This is a genomic window from Sphingobium sp., from assembly GCA_023266575.1.
Classification (GTDB): Bacteria; Pseudomonadota; Alphaproteobacteria; order Sphingomonadales; family Sphingomonadaceae; genus Sphingobium.
Map to the genome: position 1 here is coordinate 219,881 of JAHFPV010000002.1, position 19,135 is coordinate 239,015.

At 64.8% G+C, this 19,135-nt stretch carries 23 protein-coding genes; 10 read left to right on the top strand and 13 right to left on the bottom strand.

Going from position 1 to position 19,135, the window contains the following annotated elements; genetic code table 11:
* Positions 1-10 precede the first annotated feature (10 nt).
* On the top strand, positions 11-898 hold the full coding sequence (locus Q0D44_RS03475; RefSeq protein ID WP_294132432.1) for a LysR family transcriptional regulator: 888 nt from the start codon (positions 11-13) through the stop codon (positions 896-898).
* On the opposite strand, the gene Q0D44_RS03480 is transcribed toward Q0D44_RS03475, so the two are convergent.
* From Q0D44_RS03480 to Q0D44_RS03505, 6 genes are all read right to left on the bottom strand, one after another.
* Positions 895-1,473 (bottom strand): TetR/AcrR family transcriptional regulator, encoded by a 579-nt coding sequence (locus Q0D44_RS03480; RefSeq protein ID WP_294132435.1) that lies wholly within the window; start codon positions 1,471-1,473, stop codon positions 895-897. The two genes, Q0D44_RS03475 and Q0D44_RS03480, sit on opposite strands and share 4 nt — an antisense overlap.
* A gap of 44 nt (positions 1,474-1,517) precedes the next feature.
* The gene (gene queA / locus Q0D44_RS03485) at positions 1,518-2,546 is read right to left on the bottom strand and encodes a tRNA preQ1(34) S-adenosylmethionine ribosyltransferase-isomerase QueA (RefSeq protein ID WP_294133187.1); all 1,029 of its coding nucleotides are present in this window, start codon (positions 2,544-2,546) and stop codon (positions 1,518-1,520) included.
* Positions 2,547-2,785: 239 nt separating this feature from the next.
* Positions 2,786-3,505: a peptidylprolyl isomerase gene (locus Q0D44_RS03490; RefSeq protein WP_294132437.1), complete on the bottom strand. Its 720-nt coding sequence runs from the start codon at positions 3,503-3,505 to the stop codon at positions 2,786-2,788.
* Positions 3,506-3,585: 80 nt separating this feature from the next.
* Positions 3,586-4,098 (bottom strand): pantetheine-phosphate adenylyltransferase, encoded by a 513-nt coding sequence (coaD, locus tag Q0D44_RS03495; RefSeq protein ID WP_294132439.1) that lies wholly within the window; start codon positions 4,096-4,098, stop codon positions 3,586-3,588.
* Positions 4,099-4,103: 5 nt separating this feature from the next.
* A complete protein-coding gene (locus tag Q0D44_RS03500; protein ID WP_294132442.1) occupies positions 4,104-5,018 on the bottom strand; it encodes a farnesyl diphosphate synthase in 915 nt (304 codons plus the stop codon).
* A gap of 5 nt (positions 5,019-5,023) precedes the next feature.
* A complete protein-coding gene (locus Q0D44_RS03505; protein ID WP_217671788.1) occupies positions 5,024-5,284 on the bottom strand; it encodes an exodeoxyribonuclease VII small subunit in 261 nt (86 codons plus the stop codon).
* A 168-nt stretch (positions 5,285-5,452) separates the two neighbouring features.
* On the opposite strand from Q0D44_RS03505, the gene Q0D44_RS03510 reads away from it, so the two are divergent.
* The 4 genes from Q0D44_RS03510 (at position 5,453) to Q0D44_RS03525 (ending at position 9,522) form a co-directional block, all read left to right on the top strand.
* Positions 5,453-5,833: a hypothetical protein gene (locus Q0D44_RS03510; RefSeq protein WP_294132449.1), complete on the top strand. Its 381-nt coding sequence runs from the start codon at positions 5,453-5,455 to the stop codon at positions 5,831-5,833.
* A 218-nt stretch (positions 5,834-6,051) separates the two neighbouring features.
* Positions 6,052-8,241 (top strand): phosphoribosylformylglycinamidine synthase subunit PurL, encoded by a 2,190-nt coding sequence (purL, locus tag Q0D44_RS03515; RefSeq protein WP_294132452.1) that lies wholly within the window; start codon positions 6,052-6,054, stop codon positions 8,239-8,241.
* A 383-nt stretch (positions 8,242-8,624) separates the two neighbouring features.
* Positions 8,625-8,936 carry a GIY-YIG nuclease family protein gene (locus tag Q0D44_RS03520; protein ID WP_294132455.1) on the top strand — a complete coding sequence of 104 codons (312 nt, stop codon included), beginning with the start codon at positions 8,625-8,627 and terminating at the stop codon, positions 8,934-8,936.
* Positions 8,937-9,117: 181 nt separating this feature from the next.
* Positions 9,118-9,522 (top strand): hypothetical protein, encoded by a 405-nt coding sequence (locus tag Q0D44_RS03525; RefSeq protein ID WP_294132458.1) that lies wholly within the window; start codon positions 9,118-9,120, stop codon positions 9,520-9,522.
* Here Q0D44_RS03525 and Q0D44_RS03530 read toward each other — a convergent pair.
* Complete coding sequence (locus Q0D44_RS03530; protein ID WP_294132461.1) at positions 9,511-10,281, bottom strand: methyltransferase domain-containing protein; 771 nt, start codon at positions 10,279-10,281, stop codon at positions 9,511-9,513. The genes Q0D44_RS03525 and Q0D44_RS03530 overlap by 12 nt on opposite strands.
* Before the next feature lie 59 nt (positions 10,282-10,340).
* Between Q0D44_RS03530 and Q0D44_RS03535 the strand changes: the two genes are divergently transcribed.
* From Q0D44_RS03535 to bfr, 3 genes are all read left to right on the top strand, one after another.
* Complete coding sequence (locus Q0D44_RS03535) at positions 10,341-11,579, top strand: DUF418 domain-containing protein (protein ID WP_294132464.1); 1,239 nt, start codon at positions 10,341-10,343, stop codon at positions 11,577-11,579.
* Between the two features lie 58 nt (positions 11,580-11,637).
* Positions 11,638-11,808: a (2Fe-2S)-binding protein gene (locus tag Q0D44_RS03540; protein ID WP_006954746.1), complete on the top strand. Its 171-nt coding sequence runs from the start codon at positions 11,638-11,640 to the stop codon at positions 11,806-11,808.
* Positions 11,809-11,957: 149 nt separating this feature from the next.
* The gene (gene bfr, locus Q0D44_RS03545; RefSeq protein WP_217671781.1) at positions 11,958-12,437 is read left to right on the top strand and encodes a bacterioferritin; all 480 of its coding nucleotides are present in this window, start codon (positions 11,958-11,960) and stop codon (positions 12,435-12,437) included.
* Positions 12,438-12,470: 33 nt separating this feature from the next.
* Here the strand turns inward: bfr and Q0D44_RS03550 are convergent, their stop codons facing one another.
* Positions 12,471-12,878 carry a (deoxy)nucleoside triphosphate pyrophosphohydrolase gene (locus Q0D44_RS03550; RefSeq protein ID WP_294132475.1) on the bottom strand — a complete coding sequence of 136 codons (408 nt, stop codon included), beginning with the start codon at positions 12,876-12,878 and terminating at the stop codon, positions 12,471-12,473.
* 81 nt (positions 12,879-12,959) lie between these two features.
* Here Q0D44_RS03550 and Q0D44_RS03555 point away from each other — a divergent pair, with 81 nt between their 5' ends.
* Together Q0D44_RS03555 and Q0D44_RS03560 are read left to right on the top strand one after the other, a co-directional pair.
* On the top strand, positions 12,960-13,145 hold the full coding sequence (locus Q0D44_RS03555) for a Flp family type IVb pilin (protein ID WP_217671779.1): 186 nt from the start codon (positions 12,960-12,962) through the stop codon (positions 13,143-13,145).
* A 137-nt stretch (positions 13,146-13,282) separates the two neighbouring features.
* On the top strand, positions 13,283-13,444 hold the full coding sequence (locus Q0D44_RS03560; RefSeq protein ID WP_006954731.1) for a Flp family type IVb pilin: 162 nt from the start codon (positions 13,283-13,285) through the stop codon (positions 13,442-13,444).
* A gap of 214 nt (positions 13,445-13,658) precedes the next feature.
* Here Q0D44_RS03560 and Q0D44_RS03565 read toward each other — a convergent pair whose 3' ends face one another.
* The 5 genes from Q0D44_RS03565 to Q0D44_RS03585 form a co-directional block, all read right to left on the bottom strand.
* On the bottom strand, positions 13,659-15,137 hold the full coding sequence (locus Q0D44_RS03565) for a M48 family metalloprotease (protein ID WP_294132478.1): 1,479 nt from the start codon (positions 15,135-15,137) through the stop codon (positions 13,659-13,661).
* 71 nt (positions 15,138-15,208) lie between these two features.
* Positions 15,209-16,153, bottom strand: coding sequence for an acetyl-CoA carboxylase carboxyltransferase subunit alpha (locus tag Q0D44_RS03570; protein WP_294132479.1), 945 nt, complete (start codon positions 16,151-16,153; stop codon positions 15,209-15,211).
* A gap of 11 nt (positions 16,154-16,164) precedes the next feature.
* The gene (locus Q0D44_RS03575) at positions 16,165-17,094 is read right to left on the bottom strand and encodes a tyrosine recombinase (protein ID WP_294132480.1); all 930 of its coding nucleotides are present in this window, start codon (positions 17,092-17,094) and stop codon (positions 16,165-16,167) included.
* Entirely contained in the window at positions 17,094-18,905 is a 1,812-nt protein-coding gene (locus tag Q0D44_RS03580) for a hypothetical protein (protein WP_294132483.1), read from the bottom strand. Before Q0D44_RS03580 ends, Q0D44_RS03575 begins: the two co-directional genes overlap by 1 nt.
* Positions 18,906-18,910: 5 nt before the next feature.
* Positions 18,911-19,099 carry a hypothetical protein gene (locus Q0D44_RS03585; RefSeq protein ID WP_217671775.1) on the bottom strand — a complete coding sequence of 63 codons (189 nt, stop codon included), beginning with the start codon at positions 19,097-19,099 and terminating at the stop codon, positions 18,911-18,913.
* Between the last annotated feature and the right edge of the window lie 36 nt (positions 19,100-19,135).

Below are 19,135 nucleotides of genomic sequence, written 5' to 3' on the forward strand. Positions count from 1 at the left end.
GGGACAATCCATGCGCGGCTGGGATGGGATCGACGAATTTGTCGCCGTGGCGACCACCGGCAGCTTCAAGGGCGGAGCCGACGCGCTCGGCCTCTCCACCACCCATATGAGCCGTGCCATCGCCGCGCTGGAAAATCGGGTTCAACGGCCGCTCTTCCACCGCACCACCCGCACCGTGCGACTGACCGACACGGGCCGCCTTTTCTACGATCATTGCAGCCGCATCGTCACCGAACGGGACGAAGCCATCGCCCTCATCAGCGAAGGGGCTGAACCGCAGGGTGACCTGCGCATCACCTGCTCGACCGCGATGGGAGAGCGCTTCATCGCCCCCATCGTCCGTGAATTTGCCACGCGCTATGTCAAACTCACTGTCACGATAGAGCTGACCAACCGGGTGGTGGACCTGATCGGCGAGGGTTATGACATGGCGATCCGCACCGGCACGCTGGCCGACAGCCGCCTGATCGGCACCCACATCGCCTCGCGCACCCTCTACACCTGCGCCGCCCCTGCCTATCTCGCCGTACGCGGCACGCCCAACGCCATTGCCGATCTGGCCCATCATGACTGCCTGATCGGCACGGCAACCAGCTGGCAGTTCCGCTCCTGGGGCCGGGTCGAAACCATCCGCCCGCGCGGCCGCTGGCGCTGCAACAGCGGCGCGGCGGTGGCGCAGGCAGCGGTCGCGGGGATGGGCATATGCCAGCTGCCGGAATTTTACGTCCTGCCCCATATCGCGTCCGGCGCGCTGGTGCCGCTGCTCGCCGATTTCGCGATGGAGGATGAACCGATCTGGGCCGTCTATCCCCAGCGCCGCCACCTGCTGCCCAAGATCACCGGCCTGCTCGACCTGTTGCGCAGCGAATTGCCCGTGGCGCTGGCCCGGCGGGACTAACCCTCGTGCCGGAACAGCCGCGCGACTTGCTCGGCAATCTCGCGCGGGGTCAGGCGGCCGGGCCGGAACCAGTCCGCCGCCGCATTGAGCTGCGACAGGAGCAGGTTGCGATAGATGGACCGGTCGATCGCCGCGGGTAGCGGCAGGTCATCAACGATCGCCCGGAACAACTGCTCGAACCGGTCGCGCCGCGCCACCAGTTGCGCCCGGACATCATCGGGCACTTCGCGAAAATCATTCATCATCGGCATCGTCAGCGAATCGGGCGCCAGTTGCACCTCCAGCAGCGCCACGCACGCTGCCTCCAGCCTGTCCCAGGGACCGGCCGCTTCCGCCACCGCCGCCGCGATCCGCGCCTCAGCCGCATCCAGCGCGCCATTGTGCAACTCGACGAACAGCGCGTCCTTGGACTTGATATGGTGATAGAGCGACCCGCCCAGCACCCCCGACGCCTCGCCAATGTCGCGCATCGACGTGCCGCGATAGCCCTTGCGCGCGAACAGCTGCGCCGCGACCGCGAGTATCTCGTCGCGCCGCGATCGCACCCCGTCTTCGCTTCCCGCCTGCTTGCTCATGCGCGTTGGCCTAGCACAGAAATCTGCCCCCGATCATCCCGGCGTCACGGTAGCAGCAGCGAAGAATCGCCATAGCTGTAGAAACGATAGCCCGACCCGATCGCATGATCATAGGCCGCCCGCATCCGCTCCGTCCCCATCAGCGCCGACACCAGCATGAACAAGGTCGATTTGGGCAGATGAAAATTGGTCATCAGCCCGTCAATCGCCCGGAACCGGTAGCCCGGCGTGATGAAAATGCGGGTCTCGTCGGCAAAGGCGCGAATGATCCCGTCCTCCCCCGCCGCGCTTTCCAGCAGGCGCAGGCTGGTGGTGCCAACCGCAATCAGCCGCCCGCCAGCCGCCCGCGCGGCATTCAGCCGATCCGCCGTCGCCGCCTCGATCCGCCCCCATTCGGCGTGCATCCGGTGATCGTCGGTGTCGTCCGCCTTGACCGGCAGGAAGGTGCCCGCGCCCACATGCAGCGTCAGCGTCTCGGTCGCGATGCCCCGTTCGGCCAGCGCTGCCATCAGTTCCGGCGTGAAATGCAGTGCCGCCGTGGGTGCTGCCACCGCGCCATCCTCCCGCGCGAACATGGTCTGGTAATCGGCCCGATCGCGTTCGTCGGTCGGGCGCTTGCTGGCGATATAGGGTGGCAGCGGCATCCGCCCCGCCCGCTCCAGCAGCACCTCGACCGGCTCTTCGCCCTCGAAGCTCAGCGTCACCCCGCCATCATCGTCGCGCGGCCCGGCAATGGCAGTCACGCCCGCGCCAAAATCAATCCGTTCACCGTCGCGCACCCGCTTGGCATTGCGCAAAAAGGCCTGCCACTGGCGCAGCCCCAGCCTTTTGTGCAGCGTCGCCCCGATCCGCGCATTGCCGCGCATCCCCTCCAACTGGGCGGGAATGACTCGCGTGTCGTTGAACACCAGCACATCGCCCGCCCGCAGCAACGACGGCAGGTCACGCACGCTCAGGTCAGCAAAATCACCCTCGCCCGGCACCAGCAACAGCCGCGCGCTATCGCGCGGAGAAGCAGGCCGCAGCGCAATATTCTCCGGCGGCAGGTCAAAATCGAAAAGGTCTACGCGCATGGTCCAGGGCGTTTCGTTGAACTGATCCTCCCCTGCAAGGGGATTATCGCGAAATTCATCCTTCACAAATTTTCACGTCATCCCCGCGCAGGCGAGGATCCATCTCCGGCCCTAAAATCATGACGACAAGGTAGGAGATGGATTCCCGCCTGCGCGGGAATGACTAAGATTTGCTGGCCTATCCGAATTTCGCAACGATCCCTACAAGGGGAGGATGCCGATGGTGGATGCGGACTATATTATTTCTTCGGCGCGGCAATAATCGACGGCGCGACTGGCGCAACCGGCGCGGTCACCGGCGGCTTGCCGTCGCTCTCGATCGACGCCTGCAAAATCACGGTCGGATTGGCGGGCGGCTCCCCCTGCGCGATCGCGTCGACATAATTCATGCCCTCGATCACCCGGCCGAACACCGTATATTTCTTATCGAGCTGCATCCGCGGCAACAGCACGATAAAGAACTGGCTGTTGGCGCTGTCCTCGCCCTGCGCGCGCGCCATCGACACGGTGCCGCGCAGATGCGGCATCGGGTTGAACTCGGCCTTCAGGTCCGGCTGGGTCGAACCGCCGGTGCCATCGCCCTTGGGATCGCCGCCCTGCGCCATGAAGCCGGGGATGACGCGATGGAATTTAAGGCCATTATAGAAACCCTGCCGCGTCAGCTCCTTGATCCGCTCGACATGGCCGGGCGCGATGTCGGGGCGCAGCTGGATGCGCACCCGCCCGCCGCTCGACAGGTCCAGGTCCCAGATATTCTGCGGATCGGCCGGCACCACCGCCGGTGGCAGCTTGGGGGTCAGGTCTCCGCCAAGCGACTTGGCATTTTCCGCCGCCCGCGCCGCGGCCTCCGCCTTCTTCATATCGTCGCCCTTGCCCCCGCCGCCCTGGGCATAGGCCAGGCCGGACGCGGTAAGGGCGATGCCGATCGCCACGGTCTTGAGCGCGCAGGTGAAACGCATGAGACTTACTTTCCTCAATATCTTGGCCGTCCTGATAGCGCGCTGATCGCGATTGGCAACTGAACGCAGGCTGAGCGGTATTAAGCGCTGCCTTTGCGCCCCAGTTTTTCAACCCGCGCCACTACCTCGTCGCGTACCACCGGCCCGACAAATTTATGGATCGGCCCGCCATAAAGCGCGATTTCCTTGACCAGCCGGGAAGCGATCGGTTGCAGGCACACGTCAGCCATCAGGAACACGGTTTCGACGCGGGCATTAATCTGCTGGTTCATGCCCGCCATCTGATATTCATATTCAAAGTCGGCGACCGCGCGCAGCCCGCGAATGATGACGCTGGCCCCCTGCGATTCGGCAAAGTCCATCAGCAGCGAATTGAAGCCCACGACCACGATGTCCGCGTCGATCCCGGCACATTCGCGCCGCACCATTTCCAGCCGCTCTTCATCGCTGAACATCGGCGACTTGCTGATGTTGGTGGTCACCCCGATGACCAGCCGGTCGACCAGCTTCGCGCCGCGCCGGATGATGTCCATATGCCCCAATGTGATGGGATCGAATGTGCCGGGATAGACACCGATGCGCTGCTTGCTCATGGTCTTTAGCGATCCCTCTCCACGATATAGTCGGCAATGGCGCGCAGCAGGTCCGCCTCGACGCCATAGCCATGCAGATGCGCCTTGGCCTGATCGACCAGCATATGCGCCTGCGCCCGCGCCCGATCGACGCCCAGCAGCGACACGAACGTCTCCTTGCCGGCCGCCGCATCCTTGCCCAGCGCCTTGCCCGCCAGCGCCGCGTCGCCCTCTACATCCAGCAGATCGTCGGCAATCTGGAACGCCAGGCCAATGTCGCGCGCATAGCCATGCAGCCCCTTGCGCGCGTCCGCCGGGATTCGCGCCATGATCGCGGCAGCATCGACGCAAAAGGCGATCAGCGCCCCGGTCTTGAGATTTTGCAGCCGGGTGACGGTGGCCAGGTCAAACCGTGCATGTTCCGCTTCCAGGTCCATCATCTGCCCGCCCGCCATACCTGCCGGGCCGCTCGCCAGCGCCAGCGCGCGCACCAGTTCGATCCGCACGAACGGGTCGGGATGGGTGTCCTCGTCGGACAGGATCTGGAACGCCAGATCGTGCAGGCAGTCGCCCGCCAATATCGCCGTCGCCTCGTCAAACGCCTTGTGAACGGTCGGCTTGCCCCGGCGCATGTCGTCATCGTCCATCGCGGGCAGATCGTCATGCACCAGCGAATAGACATGGATGCACTCGATCGCCAGGCCGACACGCAGCGCCGATTCGCGCGACAGATGGAACAGGTCGCTGGTCGCCTGCACCAGCAATGGCCGCAACCTCTTGCCCCCGCCGATCGCAGCATGGCGCATCGCTTCATAGAGCCGCGCCCGTGGATCGTCCGGCACGCTCAGCAGATGGTCGAACGCGCTGTCGATCGCCGCCGCGACTTCCGCCGCGCGCGCCGTCACCAACGCCCCTGCGGAGGCCGCCTCTCCCCCGGTCATGCCGCTCACTCCGTGCCGAACGGCTGCGCGCCGGTCACAGCGCCATTGGCGTCGATCGTCAGCTTGGCGATCCGCGCTTCGGCCGCCGCCAGCCGCTCGGTGCAGCGTTTGCGCAATTCTTCGCCCTGCGCATAGAGCGAGATCGACTCGTCGAGCGGCACGTCGCCGCTTTCAAGCCGCCGCACGATCGTTTCGAGCGCGCGCAAGGCGTCCTCGAAAGAGAGCGTTGCTGGATCGGGGGGCGCTATGCTGCTATCGTCTGCCATGTCCCTGCATTGACCGCCGCCGCCGCCCCGGTCAAGCCATCACACCGGCTTTCGTGCCTGCTTTCATGACTGTCATCGTGCCGTCATGACGTCATATGATAGCGATGGTGGATTATGGGCAGTTTTGCGTTGACGCAACATGTTGCAGGTGCACATAGAAGGACCGCTATGAAATTTTATCTCCCCCTTATCGCCGTTGCCTCGCTCAGCCTGCTGGCCGCCTGCAACAAGAATGACGAACCCGAAGTCGTGGGCGGCCCTGCCGATCCGATGGCTGCCGAGCTGGCCAATGCCGCGCCGGTCGAGCTGCCGCCGTCGGTCAAGGCCAACAAGCAGTTCCGCTGCAAGGATAACAGCCTGATCTTCGTCGACTTTATGAGCGACGACAAGACCGCCCAGCTGCGCACCGAAAAGGGCGGCACCGCCACCACGCTGAAGGCCGCCGAAGTCGGCCAGCCCTTCACCGCCGAAGGCTTTTCCGTCAGCGGCACGGGCGACGACGTCACCATCACCGTGCCCGGCAAGGGCGCCCAGGCCTGCCACGTCTAAGACGCGCGCAGCCTCATCCTCTTCCCAGGCCGGACCTTCCCAAAGGTCCGGCCTTTTTCTTATCCCACCTACCTTCTCCCCGCTGGGGAGAAGGATAGTAAGCCTTGCCGAACGCAGTGAGGTTAGGCGCACTTGGAAGAGGGGGTTCGACGCGGGTGCTGCGCGCCCCCCCACACCCACCATTGTGAATCCCGCTTGGCCCAGCTAAAGGCGCGCACATGTCCAGCACCGCTCCCCACATCACCCCGGATATCGTCGCCGAACATGGCCTCAGCCCGGAAGAATATGACCGCGTCCTGAAGGCGATCGGCCGCGAGCCGAACCTCACGGAACTGGGCATATTCTCGGTCATGTGGTCGGAGCATTGCAGCTATAAAAGCTCCAAAATCCACCTGATGAAGCTGCCGACCACCGGACCGCAGGTCATCTGCGGCCCCGGCGAAAATGCCGGCGTCGTGGACATTGGCGATGGTCAGGCGGCGATCTTCAAGATGGAGAGCCACAACCACCCGTCCTATATCGAACCCTATCAGGGCGCGGCAACGGGCGTTGGCGGCATATTGCGCGACGTGTTCACCATGGGCGCGCGCCCCATTGCCAACATGAACGCGCTGCGCTTCGGACGGCCCGATCATCCCAAGATGCGCCACCTGATCAGCGGCGTTGTGCGCGGCATTGGCGGCTATGGCAATTGCGTCGGCGTCCCGACCGTAGGCGGCGAAGTCAATTTCCACCCCGCCTATGACGGCAATATCCTGGTCAACGCCATGACCGTGGGCATCGCCGACACCGACAAGATTTTCTATTCGGCCGCGTCAGGCGTCGGCAACTCCATCGTCTATGTCGGCTCCAAGACCGGCCGCGACGGCATCCATGGCGCGACCATGGCCAGCGCCGATTTCGGCGACGACGCCGACGCCAAGCGCCCCACCGTACAGGTCGGCGACCCCTTCACCGAAAAGCTGCTGATCGAGGCGTGCCTGGAACTCATGGCGTCCGATGCGATCGTTGCCATTCAGGATATGGGCGCGGCGGGTCTCACCTCCTCCAGCGTCGAAATGGCGTCCAAGGGCGGCGTCGGTCTGCTCCTCAACATGGACGCCGTACCGCAACGCGAAACCGGTATGACCGCCTATGAAATGATGCTCTCCGAAAGTCAGGAGCGCATGTTGATGGTGCTGAAGCCCGGCCGCGAAGCCTTTGCCGAAGCCATTTTCCACAAATGGGAACTGGATTTCGCGGTGATCGGCACTGTCACCGACACGGGCCGCATGGTCCTCGTCCATCATGGCGAAACCGTCTGCGACATTCCGCTCGCCCCGCTGGCCGACGACGCCCCGCTCTATGATCGCCCCTCCATGCCGGTGGACGACTATAAAGCCTGGTCGGGCGTAAAGCCGCTCGGCGACATCCCCGAAAGCACCGACATCGGCGCGGACCTGCTTAAGCTGATGGGCAGCCCCGACATCGCCAGCCGTCGCTGGATCTGGGAGCAATATGACCATATGGTCGGCGCCGACACCGTCCAGCGCCCCGGCGGCGACGCCGCGGTCGTGCGCGTCCACGGATCGAACAAGGGCATCGCGATCAGCACCGATTGCACCCCGCGCTATTGCTATGCCGACCCCTATGAAGGCGGCAAGCAGGCGATCGCCGAATGTTACCGCAACCTGTCCGCCGTCGGCGCGACGCCGCTAGCGGTCACCAACTGCCTCAACTTCGCCAACCCCCAGCGCCCCGAAATCATGGCCCAGCTGACCGGCTGCCTCGACGGCATGGGCGACGCCTGCCGCGCACTGGACTTCCCGATCGTGAGCGGCAACGTCTCGCTTTACAACGAGAGCAAGGCGACCGGCGGCGGCAGCGCGATTTTGCCGACACCCGCGATCGGCGGGATTGGCTTGCTGGCGGATGTCGATGTGATGGCAACGGTGGCGTTCAAGAATGAAGGCGACGCCATCTGGCTGATCGGCGGGCCAGAAGGAGCTTTGGGCACGCATCTGGGCCAGTCCATCTGGCTGCGCGAAATCGCCGGACGTGAAGCGGGCGAAGCGCCCAGGGTCGATCTGACCGCCGAGCGCGCCAACGCCGACACGATCCGCGCGCTGGTCGCGGCAGGCACCGTCAATGCCGTCCATGATATTGCCGACGGCGGCCTGATCGTCACGATCACGGAAATGGCGCTGGCGGGCAAGATCGGCGCAAAGCTCGACACCACCCTCACCACGGCTTCCGCCTTTGGCGAAGATCAGGGTCGGTACGTCGTTGCTGCGCCACAAGGCATCGACATTCCGGGCGCTGTCCGCATCGGCACTACCGGCGGACTGGAAGTGGCGGGCGTCCCCCTCACCGACCTGCGCGCCGTGCATGAAGGCTTCTTCCCCAAACTGATGGACAGCGAACTCTAACCCCAACCCCACGAACCCCCGTCATCCCCGCGGACGCGGGGCCCCAACTCTCGTGAAGCGCCTTCGATCGCAGTGTTCGTTGACGCAGGCGCTGCTTCGTGGGTCCCCAAGCGCCGCGCTTCTGGAAAACCTCCGGTAGCCACGACCAAAGGCGCATGGCCCAACTTGGGTCCCCGCCTCCGCGGGGATGACGAACAAGGAAGAACGCAGGCCCTCCGTCGTCCCCGCAAAAGCGGGGACCCAACGCCCGTTGCGCACCTTGATACAATCGACGCGCAACGCGCTCCGCCGTAACGCAACCCTATTTCGCTCCCCGCCCCTAACGCCGGACGAAATTTGGTTCCCACTTCCTTGGACACGACGGGTATTGTTAAAACCACGCAATGCGAATCCTCCAGCCTTGCGTCTATATCCTGGCCAGCCAGCGCAACGGCACCCTCTATATCGGCGTTACATCAGACCTCATCACCCGCCTGCACCAGCATCGCACCGGTGCCGTCCCCGGCTTCACCCATGATTACAACGTCAACCGCCTCATGTGGTTCGAGCAACATGGCACGATGGACGAAGCCATCCTGCGCGAGAAGCGCGTGAAAAAATGGAACCGCGCCTGGAAAATTGCGCTGATTCAAGACCGCAACCCGTACTGGGATGATCTGGCAATAGGCTTGGGGTTCGAGCGCTTACCTGATTAGTCCCCCGTCGTCCCCGCGCAGGCGGGGACCCAACTATCGGCTCGCACATTGGCATTGTTGGCGCAGCTTGGTCGCACCACGCGCCAATCCAGTCGCGCAACGAAAGCTGGACTCCCGCCTTCGCGGGAACGACGAAGCTGGTTATACAGACGGGGGCAAATCCCTAAAGGAGCCAAGCCTCATGACCACCGGCTACTCCACCACCCCACTTGCCAAAAAGCTCAGCCTGAAACCCGGCCAGCGCGCCTGGTGGGATGCCATGCCCGCGTCGGTCGCGGCCGAACTGGCCGACTCTGGCGTCATCCGCCTGCCCCACCCGCAAGCGCCGATCGACGCCGCCCATATCTTCGTCACCGACCGCGCTGACATGACCGCGAAAATCGCCGCACTCCGCCCGCTGCTAGCGCCCACCGGCTTCCTCTGGATCAGCTGGCCCAAAAAGGCCTCCAAAGTCCCGACCGATATCACCGAGGACGTGATCCGCGCCGTCATCCTGCCCGCGACCGATCTGGTCGATGTCAAGGTCTGCGCCATCGACGCCATCTGGTCGGGCCTCAAACTGATGATCCGCAAATCAGCGCGCTGATCGCGTCACCCGCCCGAACAGTATCTGATAGCCGTCATCGCCGCCCGCGGCTTCAAACGCCGCCATCACCCGCCGCAAATCGCCCGGGACAAGCGGCGCGCGCCCCGCGCCCGGCACCACCGCGCCAATACCGCGCAAATGCGCGATCAACCCGCGCGCCCCGCCGCAATCCAGCGCATACTCCTCGTCAAAGGCGAACGCATCGCCGAACCCCGCCAGCATCGCGCGCAGCTCGTCCAGCGTCGGATAGTCCGGCACCCCCGCCACCAGCCCGCATCGCGCGTGCGCCGCCCGCCAGCGCGCGAAACTCCCCTGCCCCATGGTCGAGAAGATCAGGCTCCCGCCCGGCCGCAACAGCCCCGCCAGCCGCGATATTCCGCTGCCCAGATCATCGAACCATTGAAACGCCAGACTGGACAGGATCAGGTCGAACCACGGCCCGTCGAAAATCGGCGCTTCCCCGTCCATCGTCAGGAAACGGCCCGCGACATGGCCGTGCGATGCCGCCTGTTCCAGCATCCCCGGCGACAGGTCGGTCACCACCATCTCCGCCCCCGGCCAGCGCGCCTGCACGTCGCGCGTCAGGAAACCGGTGCCGCATCCAATCTCCAATATGCGCCCGACCCCGTCGGGCTTCTGCCGCTGAGCCAGCTCCGCCACCAGCGCCGCCGCCTGCCGTTGCGGCCCGGCATGGTCATCATAATGCGCTGCCGCCGCGCCGAAGGCGTCGCTGATCCGTTGCTTGCGGGCATCAATCATGGCTACGCGCCTTGGCAGAGGCTTGCGCCGCTGACCAGTCCCCTTCATGGATGGCTCCCATGACATCCCCCCGCATCCCCGCCATGGACGTGCTGCGCGGCTGCGCGGTGATGGGCATCCTGTGGATGAACATCACCGCCTTCGCCCTGCCGCAATCGGCCTATTTCAACCCGGCCGCATCGGGATCGCTCGGCACCGGCGACATTGCCTTTTGGCTCAGCAGCCTGATCCTGTTCGACGGCAAGATGCGCGGCCTGTTCGCCATGCTGTTCGGCGCCTCGATGCTGCTGCTGATCGACCGGGAAGAAATGGCCGGGCGCGACGGTCGCCGCAGCCAGTTGATCCGCGCGGGCTGGCTCTTCGCCATCGGCATGGCCCATTATCTGCTGCTCTGGTGGGGCGACATTTTGGCGATCTACGCGCTGGTCAGCCTTGTCGCGCTCCGTTTCGTGCGACAGGAGCCGATGGCGCTGGTCAAGAGCGCCTTCCTCATCTTCCTTCTCCACTTCCTTCTCTGCGCCGCCTTCATCGCCACCCTCTACGCCTGGGGCCATGCCGCAGCCCTTCCCGACGCCAGCGCCGCCACGCGCGATGGCTTTGCGACCTTCATGGCGACCATGGCCGACCCCGCCAGCCCCGGCGTCCAGGCGGACCTCGCCACCTATCGTAGCGGCTATGGTGCAATCCTGGCGCACAAGCTCGCATCCTTCCCCGGCGAATGGGTCTGGGGTTTCCTGTTCACCGGCCTCGACGTTCTGGGCTTCATGCTGCTCGGTATGGCGATGCTGAAGGGCGGCTTCCTCACCGGACGCTGGCCCGCCGATCAATATTGGCGCACCGCGCGCCATTGCTTCCTCATCGGCCTGCCGCCGATGATCGGCCTTGCCATCTGGATCATCGCCAGCGGCTTTGCCCCGCTGCCCGCTTTCGGCACCGTCCTGCTCTGGTCCTTCCCCTTCCGCATCCCGCTTGCCGTGGGCTGGGCGGCGCTCATCCTGTGGCTGCTTGCCCGCCATCGCGATCATCCGCTGGTCGCGCGCCTCGCCGCCACCGGGCGGATGGCGCTCAGCAATTATCTGGGCTCCAGCCTGCTGATGACCGCGCTCTTCTACGGTTGGGGGCTGGGCCTGTTCGGCCATGTCCGCCCTGCACTGTTGCTTCCCTTCGTCCTGGGTGCCTGGGGGTTGATGCTGCTCTGGTCGCCGTTATGGCTGTCGCGATTCGCGCTTGGCCCGGCGGAATGGCTCTGGCGCAGCCTGATCCGCGGCCAAGCGCAAAAGATTCGCAAGAGCAGCTGATTACTATTGCGACCTATTATCATCTGCGCTATCTCTCTCCCAACAGGAGAGTGTTTCGATGGTCGTCTGTATCTGCAATGCCATTCGTGAAAAGGACTTGAAGGAAGCCGTGCGCGACGGCGCGGATACGCCATGCAGCGCCTATGCCCGCTTTGGCCACCGCCCCAAATGCGGCCAGTGCGTCCCCTTCGCCCGCACGATCATCGCCGCAGAGCGCGCATCGGCCTGACACGACTGCAAATCATCCGCATGAAAGCATCGCGAAGCCGACGCAATAGCGTGCGATAAAATGGCGAAATATCAAGGCTTTTCAGCTTAACAGCGCCGATCCTAACGCCTATAGTCCGGCGGCATTTCCCCCCAGCCGGAGTATCCGCCATGAAAGGCGACCCGAAGGTCATCGACTATCTGAACGAGGTGCTCAAAAATGAGCTGACCGCGATCAACCAATATTTCCTCCACTATCGCATCCTCAATCACTGGGGCGTCGAAAAACTCGCCAAGTTCGAATATGAGGAATCGATCGACGAGATGAAGCACGCCGACAAGCTGGCGGAGCGCATCCTCTTCCTCGACGGCCTGCCCAATTTCCAGCTGCTGGGTCGACTCAAGATTGGCGAAACGGTCGAGGAAATCCTCAAGGCTGATCTCGCGCTCGAATATGAAGCTCTGCCCCCGCTCAAGGACGGCATCGCCTATTGCGAATCGATTCGCGACTATGTGACCCGTGACCTGTTCCAGTACATCCTCGAAAGCGAGGAAGAGCATATCGACACGCTGGAAACCCAGTTCGAAATGATCGAACGCATGGGCATCCAAAATTACATCCAGCTCCAGAGCAAGGCACGCGAAGAGTGACGCGCAGGCGGGAGGGGATCAACCCTCCCGCTATTACAGCAACGCTTCCAATATCCCGATCAGCGGCAGGTCGGCGGGCGGCATGTCGAGCGCGTACATTTGCGCCGGGCGCACCCATTGCAGCGCCGTGGCATGGCGTGCCTGCGCCACCCCTTCCCATTTGCGGCATACATAAAGCAGCAGCAGCAGATGCCTGTCGCCCAGCGCTTCGCTGGCAAAGGTCGCGGGCGCTAGGCAGCTCGCATGGGTGCGGATACCCAGCTCCTCCTCCAACTCGCGGATCAGCGCCGCTTCAGGGGTTTCTCCCGGCTCCAGCTTCCCTCCCGGAAACTCCCACAGCCCCGCCATCGACCCACCCGGCGGCCGTTGCTGCACCAGAACGCGGCCATCCGCATCGATCAGGGCGGCGGCCACCACCAGCAAAGGCGAAAAACTATCCATAAAGGTCCAATGAAAGGGCTTTGTTAACCGTGGGTCTTTTACAGGTCTGTCGGGGACTGTCTGTAGTGAACTGGGGACCGTATGCGCGGGATCATCGAAATCATCGCCCGCCTGGGCCTTACGCGATGCGAACGCGGCGCGACCGCGGTCGAATATGGACTCATCATCGCGATGGTCGTTCTGGCCATGATCACGGCGCTGACCAACGTCGCCAACAAGACCACCGGCATGTGGAACAACGTGTCCAATGAAGTAACGTCGCGTTAACCATCAATATCTGACAGCAGCTTGATCCTCATTAACAGTTTTTCAACTGACCTCCTCTAATCCGTTCCTTGCTGACCACATTTATCTAGCGGGGCGGCCGGGTAGTTAAACGCAGTTTCAAGACAAGGAGACCTAACATGCAGTTCATCCGTAAGATGCTGAAGAACGACAAGGGCGCGACTGCCATTGAATATGGCCTGATCGCGGCTCTGATCGCTGTCGCCGCCATTGGCGCGATGACCAGCCTGGGCACGAAGCTCGGCAGCACCTTCAACAATGTTTCGGGCAACCTCAAGTAAGCCCGACACACTGTCGAATCAGGGGGCGGCGAAGGCAACTTCGCCGCCCCTTTTCGTGTGATGACGTCGGAGAATGTGCCATCGCACATCCATACCGCACCGGTCCGCTCGCCCATCCGGCCAGCCAACGTCAGTATCATATGGGTGGCCGGGTGGTGGAGCGGGCCGGTGCGGCTCTAAAAATGCGCTCTTTCGCGCATTTTTCAAATGAGTTTCACCAGGTCACGATCTTGACCCGCTGCCCCGGCCGCAGCGACGCATTGGCCGCCAGCGCGTTGATCGTCAGAAACCGCTCCAGCTGATAGTCGCTATAGGCCATGCGGCGGCTGAGCAACTGGACCGTATCCCCCGCCTTCACCGTCACCACATCCACCCGGCGCGGCTTGATCGCGGCGGCTTCCTGCACCGAAAGACGCTGGACCGACTGCACCATGGCGTTGAACGGGCCAATGCCCTGGCCCGCCGCGGTCAGCAGCAGGAAGTGATAGGCTTTGCCGCCACCAAAATCATAAGCAAACACCGTCGCATCCACCGCGCCCGACTGGCTGTTCGCGCGCACCGTGCGCCACGCAGCAGGCAGCCCATTAACAGTCGTCCGCCGCACCTCGCCCTCCGGCACGCCGCCATTCGCCCCGCCCAGCTTGGCAAAGACGCTGTCGATATAGGCTGCCAGATTGCCGGAATAGGGGGCCGCGCCAAATTGCGCCTGCCCGCCCGATCCGGTCACCGACACCGCGTCCGCGCCATTTTCCATGCCAAAACCGGTCGGCGCGGTGAAGGTCAGGCGCAGGTCGGGATGACGAAAGCGATTACCCTCAATCACGCCCTGCCGGGGATCATCGCCATAGAGCAGCCCGTCGAGCGCGTTGAGGAAGGCGTCCCGGTTGCGCACGACGCTCTTCGATCCGCTGCCTGCCGCGCCCTTGGCTGCGCGCGCGACGCGGGACGCCGGGTCGGGATGGGTGCTGGCCCATTCCGGCATTGTCCGCGCACTGCCCGCGACTCGCGCATCCAAATTGCTCTGCGCCGCCAGCGACGCCAGCATCCCCGACAGCGCGCGCGGATCATAGCCACCAGACGCCAGATAACGGATGCCCAGATCGTCCGCCTCATATTCCTGCGTGCGGGAGAATCGCAGCGTCAGCAACTGGCTGCCCGTGCCAATCCCCTTCTGGATCAGCCCGGCAAAGCCCGAATCGCCCAGCAGCGCCCCCGTCAGCACGCCCAGCAAAGCCCCGCCAATCGCGTTGCGTTGCGCCGCCTGTTGCCGCCGCTGGCCATGGCGGGCCGCTACATGGCCCACTTCATGCCCCAAAACCCCGGCCAGTTCCGCCTCATCATTCATCAACGCCATCAGCTGGCGCGTGACATAGACATAGCCGCCCGGAATCGCGAAAGCATTGTTGACCGGCGAATTGAGCAGGCTGACGGTAAAATCGCTCTGCGCATTGGAGAGGCCGGACTGCACCGCGATGCGCCGTCCGACACTCTCGACATAGCGCGCCTGCGGCCCGGCATAGGGACCGCCAAATTCCTTGAGCAGTTCGGGATGCTGCTTCGCACCCGTAGCCTTGTCCTGCGCGCTGATCGACGAGACAGTGCGTATCGCGCGCTGCTGACCGATCACGGCAGGCGCAGCCACCAGCGCGGCCATACCCACACCGGCGCACGCCAGCGACAATTTCCAGTTCATCCCCTAACCTCCACCTCTGTTACCTCATCGTAACGAGAAGAGGGGCCGGAGCGTTCCCCGTCAAGCGTCCGTCAGGCACCAATGGCGAGAAATTTGTCCGCCCGGTCGGTGCGCAGCGCCAGCGCGTCCATGCCGTCCATCGCCGCCAGTTCCGCCTCGATCGCCGCACCCAGGCTGGCAATCGCCGCAACGGGATCGCGATGCGCCCCCCCCACCGGTTCCGGCACGATCGTGTCGATGACGCCCAGATTTTTCAAATGCTGCGCGGTCACCTGCATCGCCGTTGCCGCGTCGCTGGCCTTGTCGGCAGTGCGCCACAGGATCGACGCGCAGCCTTCGGGCGAAATCACCGAATAGACCGCATGTTCGAACATCAGCACCCGATTGGCCGCCGCCAGCGCAATCGCGCCGCCCGACCCGCCTTCGCCGACCACCGCCGCGACCATCGGCACGCCCAGTTTCAGGCAGGCCTCGGTCGACCGCGCAATCGCTTCGGCTTGCCCGCGCTCTTCGGCTTGCACGCCGGGAAAAGCGCCCGACGTATCCACCAGCGTCACCACCGGCAGGCCGAACCGGTCGGCTAATTCCATCAGGCGGATCGCCTTGCGATAGCCTTCGGGCTTCGCCATGCCGAAATTGTGCCGCACCCGGCTGGCGGTATCATCGCCCTTTTCATGGCCGATCACCATCACCCGCCGTTCGCCCAGCGTCGCAAAGCCGCCCAATATCGCCTGATCGTCGGCAAAGGCGCGATCGCCCGCTAAGGGAAGGAAATTATCGAACATGCCCGCGACATAATCCTTGAAGTGCGGGCGTTCGGGGTGGCGCGCCACCTGCGTCTTTTGCCAGGGCGTCAGCTTGGCATAGGTGTCGCCCAGCATCTTGGCCGCGCGCTGCTCCAGCGTCGCGATCTCACCGTCAATATTGATGTCACCGACACTGGCAGTGGCGCGCAGTTCGACAATGCGCGCTTCCAGTTCGGCAACGGGCTTTTCAAATTCCAGAAAGCTGACCATGGCGCATGGCGTTAGGGCGATGTCGCGTCGTCGTCAACGCGCTGCAGCGGCATTTTCGGCACCATCTGCCCCAACGGATGGCGGCTATTGACCAGTTCAACGAGGCGGCGGCTATCGACATGGGTATAGATTTGCGTCGTGCCAATGTCGGCATGGCCCAGCATCGACTGGAGCGCGCGCAGATCCGCGCCGCCCTCCAGCAAATGGGTGGCAAAGGCGTGGCGCAGCACATGCGGGCTGACCCGTTCGGGCGCGATTCCCGCCGCCCCCGCCAGCGCCTTGACGATCTGGTAGAGCCGTATGCGGCTGAGGTAACTTTTCCCCGACGGAAACAGCCAGGCGCTATCCGTCGGCACATGCGCCAGCCAGGTCGCGACAGCCGCCCGCGCCCGGTCGGAAATCGGCACCAGCCGCTCGCGCCCGCCCTTGCCCTTCAGGATCAGGAAGGGCCGGTCCGCCGCCAGCGCCCGGCGCGGCAGCGACACCAGTTCGGTGGCGCGCAGCCCGGAGCCATAGAGCAGCTCGATCAGCGCTGACAGCCGCAGGTCGCCGGGCGCAGGATGCGCCACCGCCAGCCGCTCGGCGATCAGCGCGAACAGCCTATCGACTTCGGCACCCGACAATATTTTGGGCAGTGGCCGCCGCATCACCGGGCGCGGCAGCGCACTGGCGGGATTGTCCGCGCGCAGCCCTTCTTCCTCCAGAAAACCGTAAAAGGCCCGCAGCGCCGACGCCTTGCGCGCCACGGACGATGCCGCCAGCGTCGCCCATTCGCCCGCCAGTCTGCCCAGCGCCTCCTTGCTCGCCCCGGCCAGCCCGCCGATCAGCGCCGCCGCACCGTTCAGGTCAGCCCGATAGGCCAGCAAGGTATTGCGCGACGCGCCCCGCTCCGCCGCCATCATTTCCAGAAAGCGGTCGATCAGGGCATCATCGTCACCCATCAGAGCCGCGTGATCGCCTCCGCCGCGATCATCCGCGCTTCGGGGTCCAGCCCGACGCGATGCAGCGCGGCGACGACATGGTAGAGATGCCCCGGCGGCAGGCGGTTCCAGTCGCTCCCCTGCATCCCCACCGCCGCCAGCAGTGCTACGGTGCCCTTTTCGCCCCGCTGCGCCGCCGCACCGATCGCGCGCGCCCAGCGGCTGTTGGCGGCAAGGTTCACGCCATTCTCCTGCGCCAGACTGGCCGCATCATCAGCCGACAGCCGCGCCAGACCGGCCAGCGCCGCGATCAGCATCCGGCCCTTCGCCGGCCCGGCCTCGCCAACATAGGTCGATACCCGGCCTTCGTTGATGTCCACGACCGGGCTTGGTGCGCCGACCGCCAGCAGGCCCCAAAATTGCGCCGCGCCATCGCCGTTCAGTTGCCCCAGCGCCCGCGCCCAGCGCGCCGCGTTGCGATCATAACCGGCGGTCATCATCGCCGCGACCAGATTGGCCGCGTCGCGCGCGTCTGCCTGCGCCACGGGCAGGGCCGCCGCTGCCCGCGCCGTCGCGATCAGCCCGACATAGTCGGGCCGCGCGCCATCCTGCCACCATGTCTGCATCGCGCCGATCCGCTCGCCCACCGTCGCCCCGGCATAGGCGGTGCGCAGCGCGTCTATCCGGTCGGCGATCTCCGCCGGGGCGTCGCCATCGGCCGCCAGCTGGCTGTAGAAACCGACCAGCGCGGCGTTGGAAAACACCCCCAGCCGCGCCGCAATCTCCGCCGCAGGCCGCCGCCGCACCGCTGCCAGCGCGGGCGCACGTGCTTCCCACGCCCGCACATGCGACCCAACCGTGCCATAAAGCGTATCGGGAATCTCGACATTCAGCGCCGTCGCCAGACCAAAGCGCCAGGCGGTCAGCTTGTCGACCCCGTCCCACTCGATCTTCACCGAACGGCGCGCATTGAAACCGGTGCCGACCACCTTTTCGGCCAGCCGATAGTCGATGCCGCGCACCACGCCGCGCCGCTGCGCCTGATTGAGCGCGCCGCTGGCTGATCCCTGATCGCCCGACAATGCCGGGCAGATCGCCCGCGTCATGTCCCAGCCCGGCTCTTTGCTGAAACGCAACGCACCCTCAGACAGCGGGCACAGCCCGGCGGGGTCCGCGCTTGCCAGATAGGTCTGCATCGCAATGGCATAGAGGCGAGGCGAATAGCGGTCGGGATCGACGCTCTGCACCATCATCCGCGCGCTGTCCGCCTCACCCATGCGCAGCAGCAGCCAGGCGCGCTCCGCCGCCCAGTCCGCCCCGTCAATGTCGCGCGGCGTATCGACCGCAGACAACAACGTCCGCCGCAACAGGATCGCGGCCCAGCGCGACATGATCGGCGCATGGGTCTGCTGCATCAGCGTGGCCAGAAACTTGCCCGACTGCCCGCCAAAGGCGTTCGGCTCCATCCCGCGCGTGGCGGGCGTCAGCGGGCCGATGCGGTCCAGCGACCGACGCGCCGTATCGGGCAGGTCATATTTCGCCTTCTGCGCCGCCAGCTCTTCAGGCGTCAATTCTTCGTCGGCCGCATTGGCCGCCGTCGGTGGCAACAGCGCCAGATCGGGCGGGGTCGCAGGATTGAGCGACGGGGCAGGCGCGACACCCGGCGTTGATCCCGGCGCAGGGCGCGCGGGCGTTGGCGCAGGCGCTTCAGGCGCGTCGCCAAAACCGGGCGGCAACAGCGATTCGGGCGCCTGTTGCGCCACGACCGGCAGCGCCAGTGCCAGCGCAAAGCTGCCCAGCGCCCATTTCGCCTTACCCCCGGACCTGCGCATGGGCTTTACTGGCCCAGCTTCTCGGCGGGGATGGCTTTCTCGACACGCTGCTGCGGCTGCTCGCCGCCGCGCGACCACAGGAAGGCCAGCAGCGCGACGACCAGCACCACCAGGACGATGGGCAGGATCGGCAGGCGCGTGCCACGACGGCGGCCAGCGCCCTCAAAACTGCTGAAATTGCGGTTGTTCTTCATGAGTCCTTGCTACGGCTGGTCCCGCCATCGCGCAAA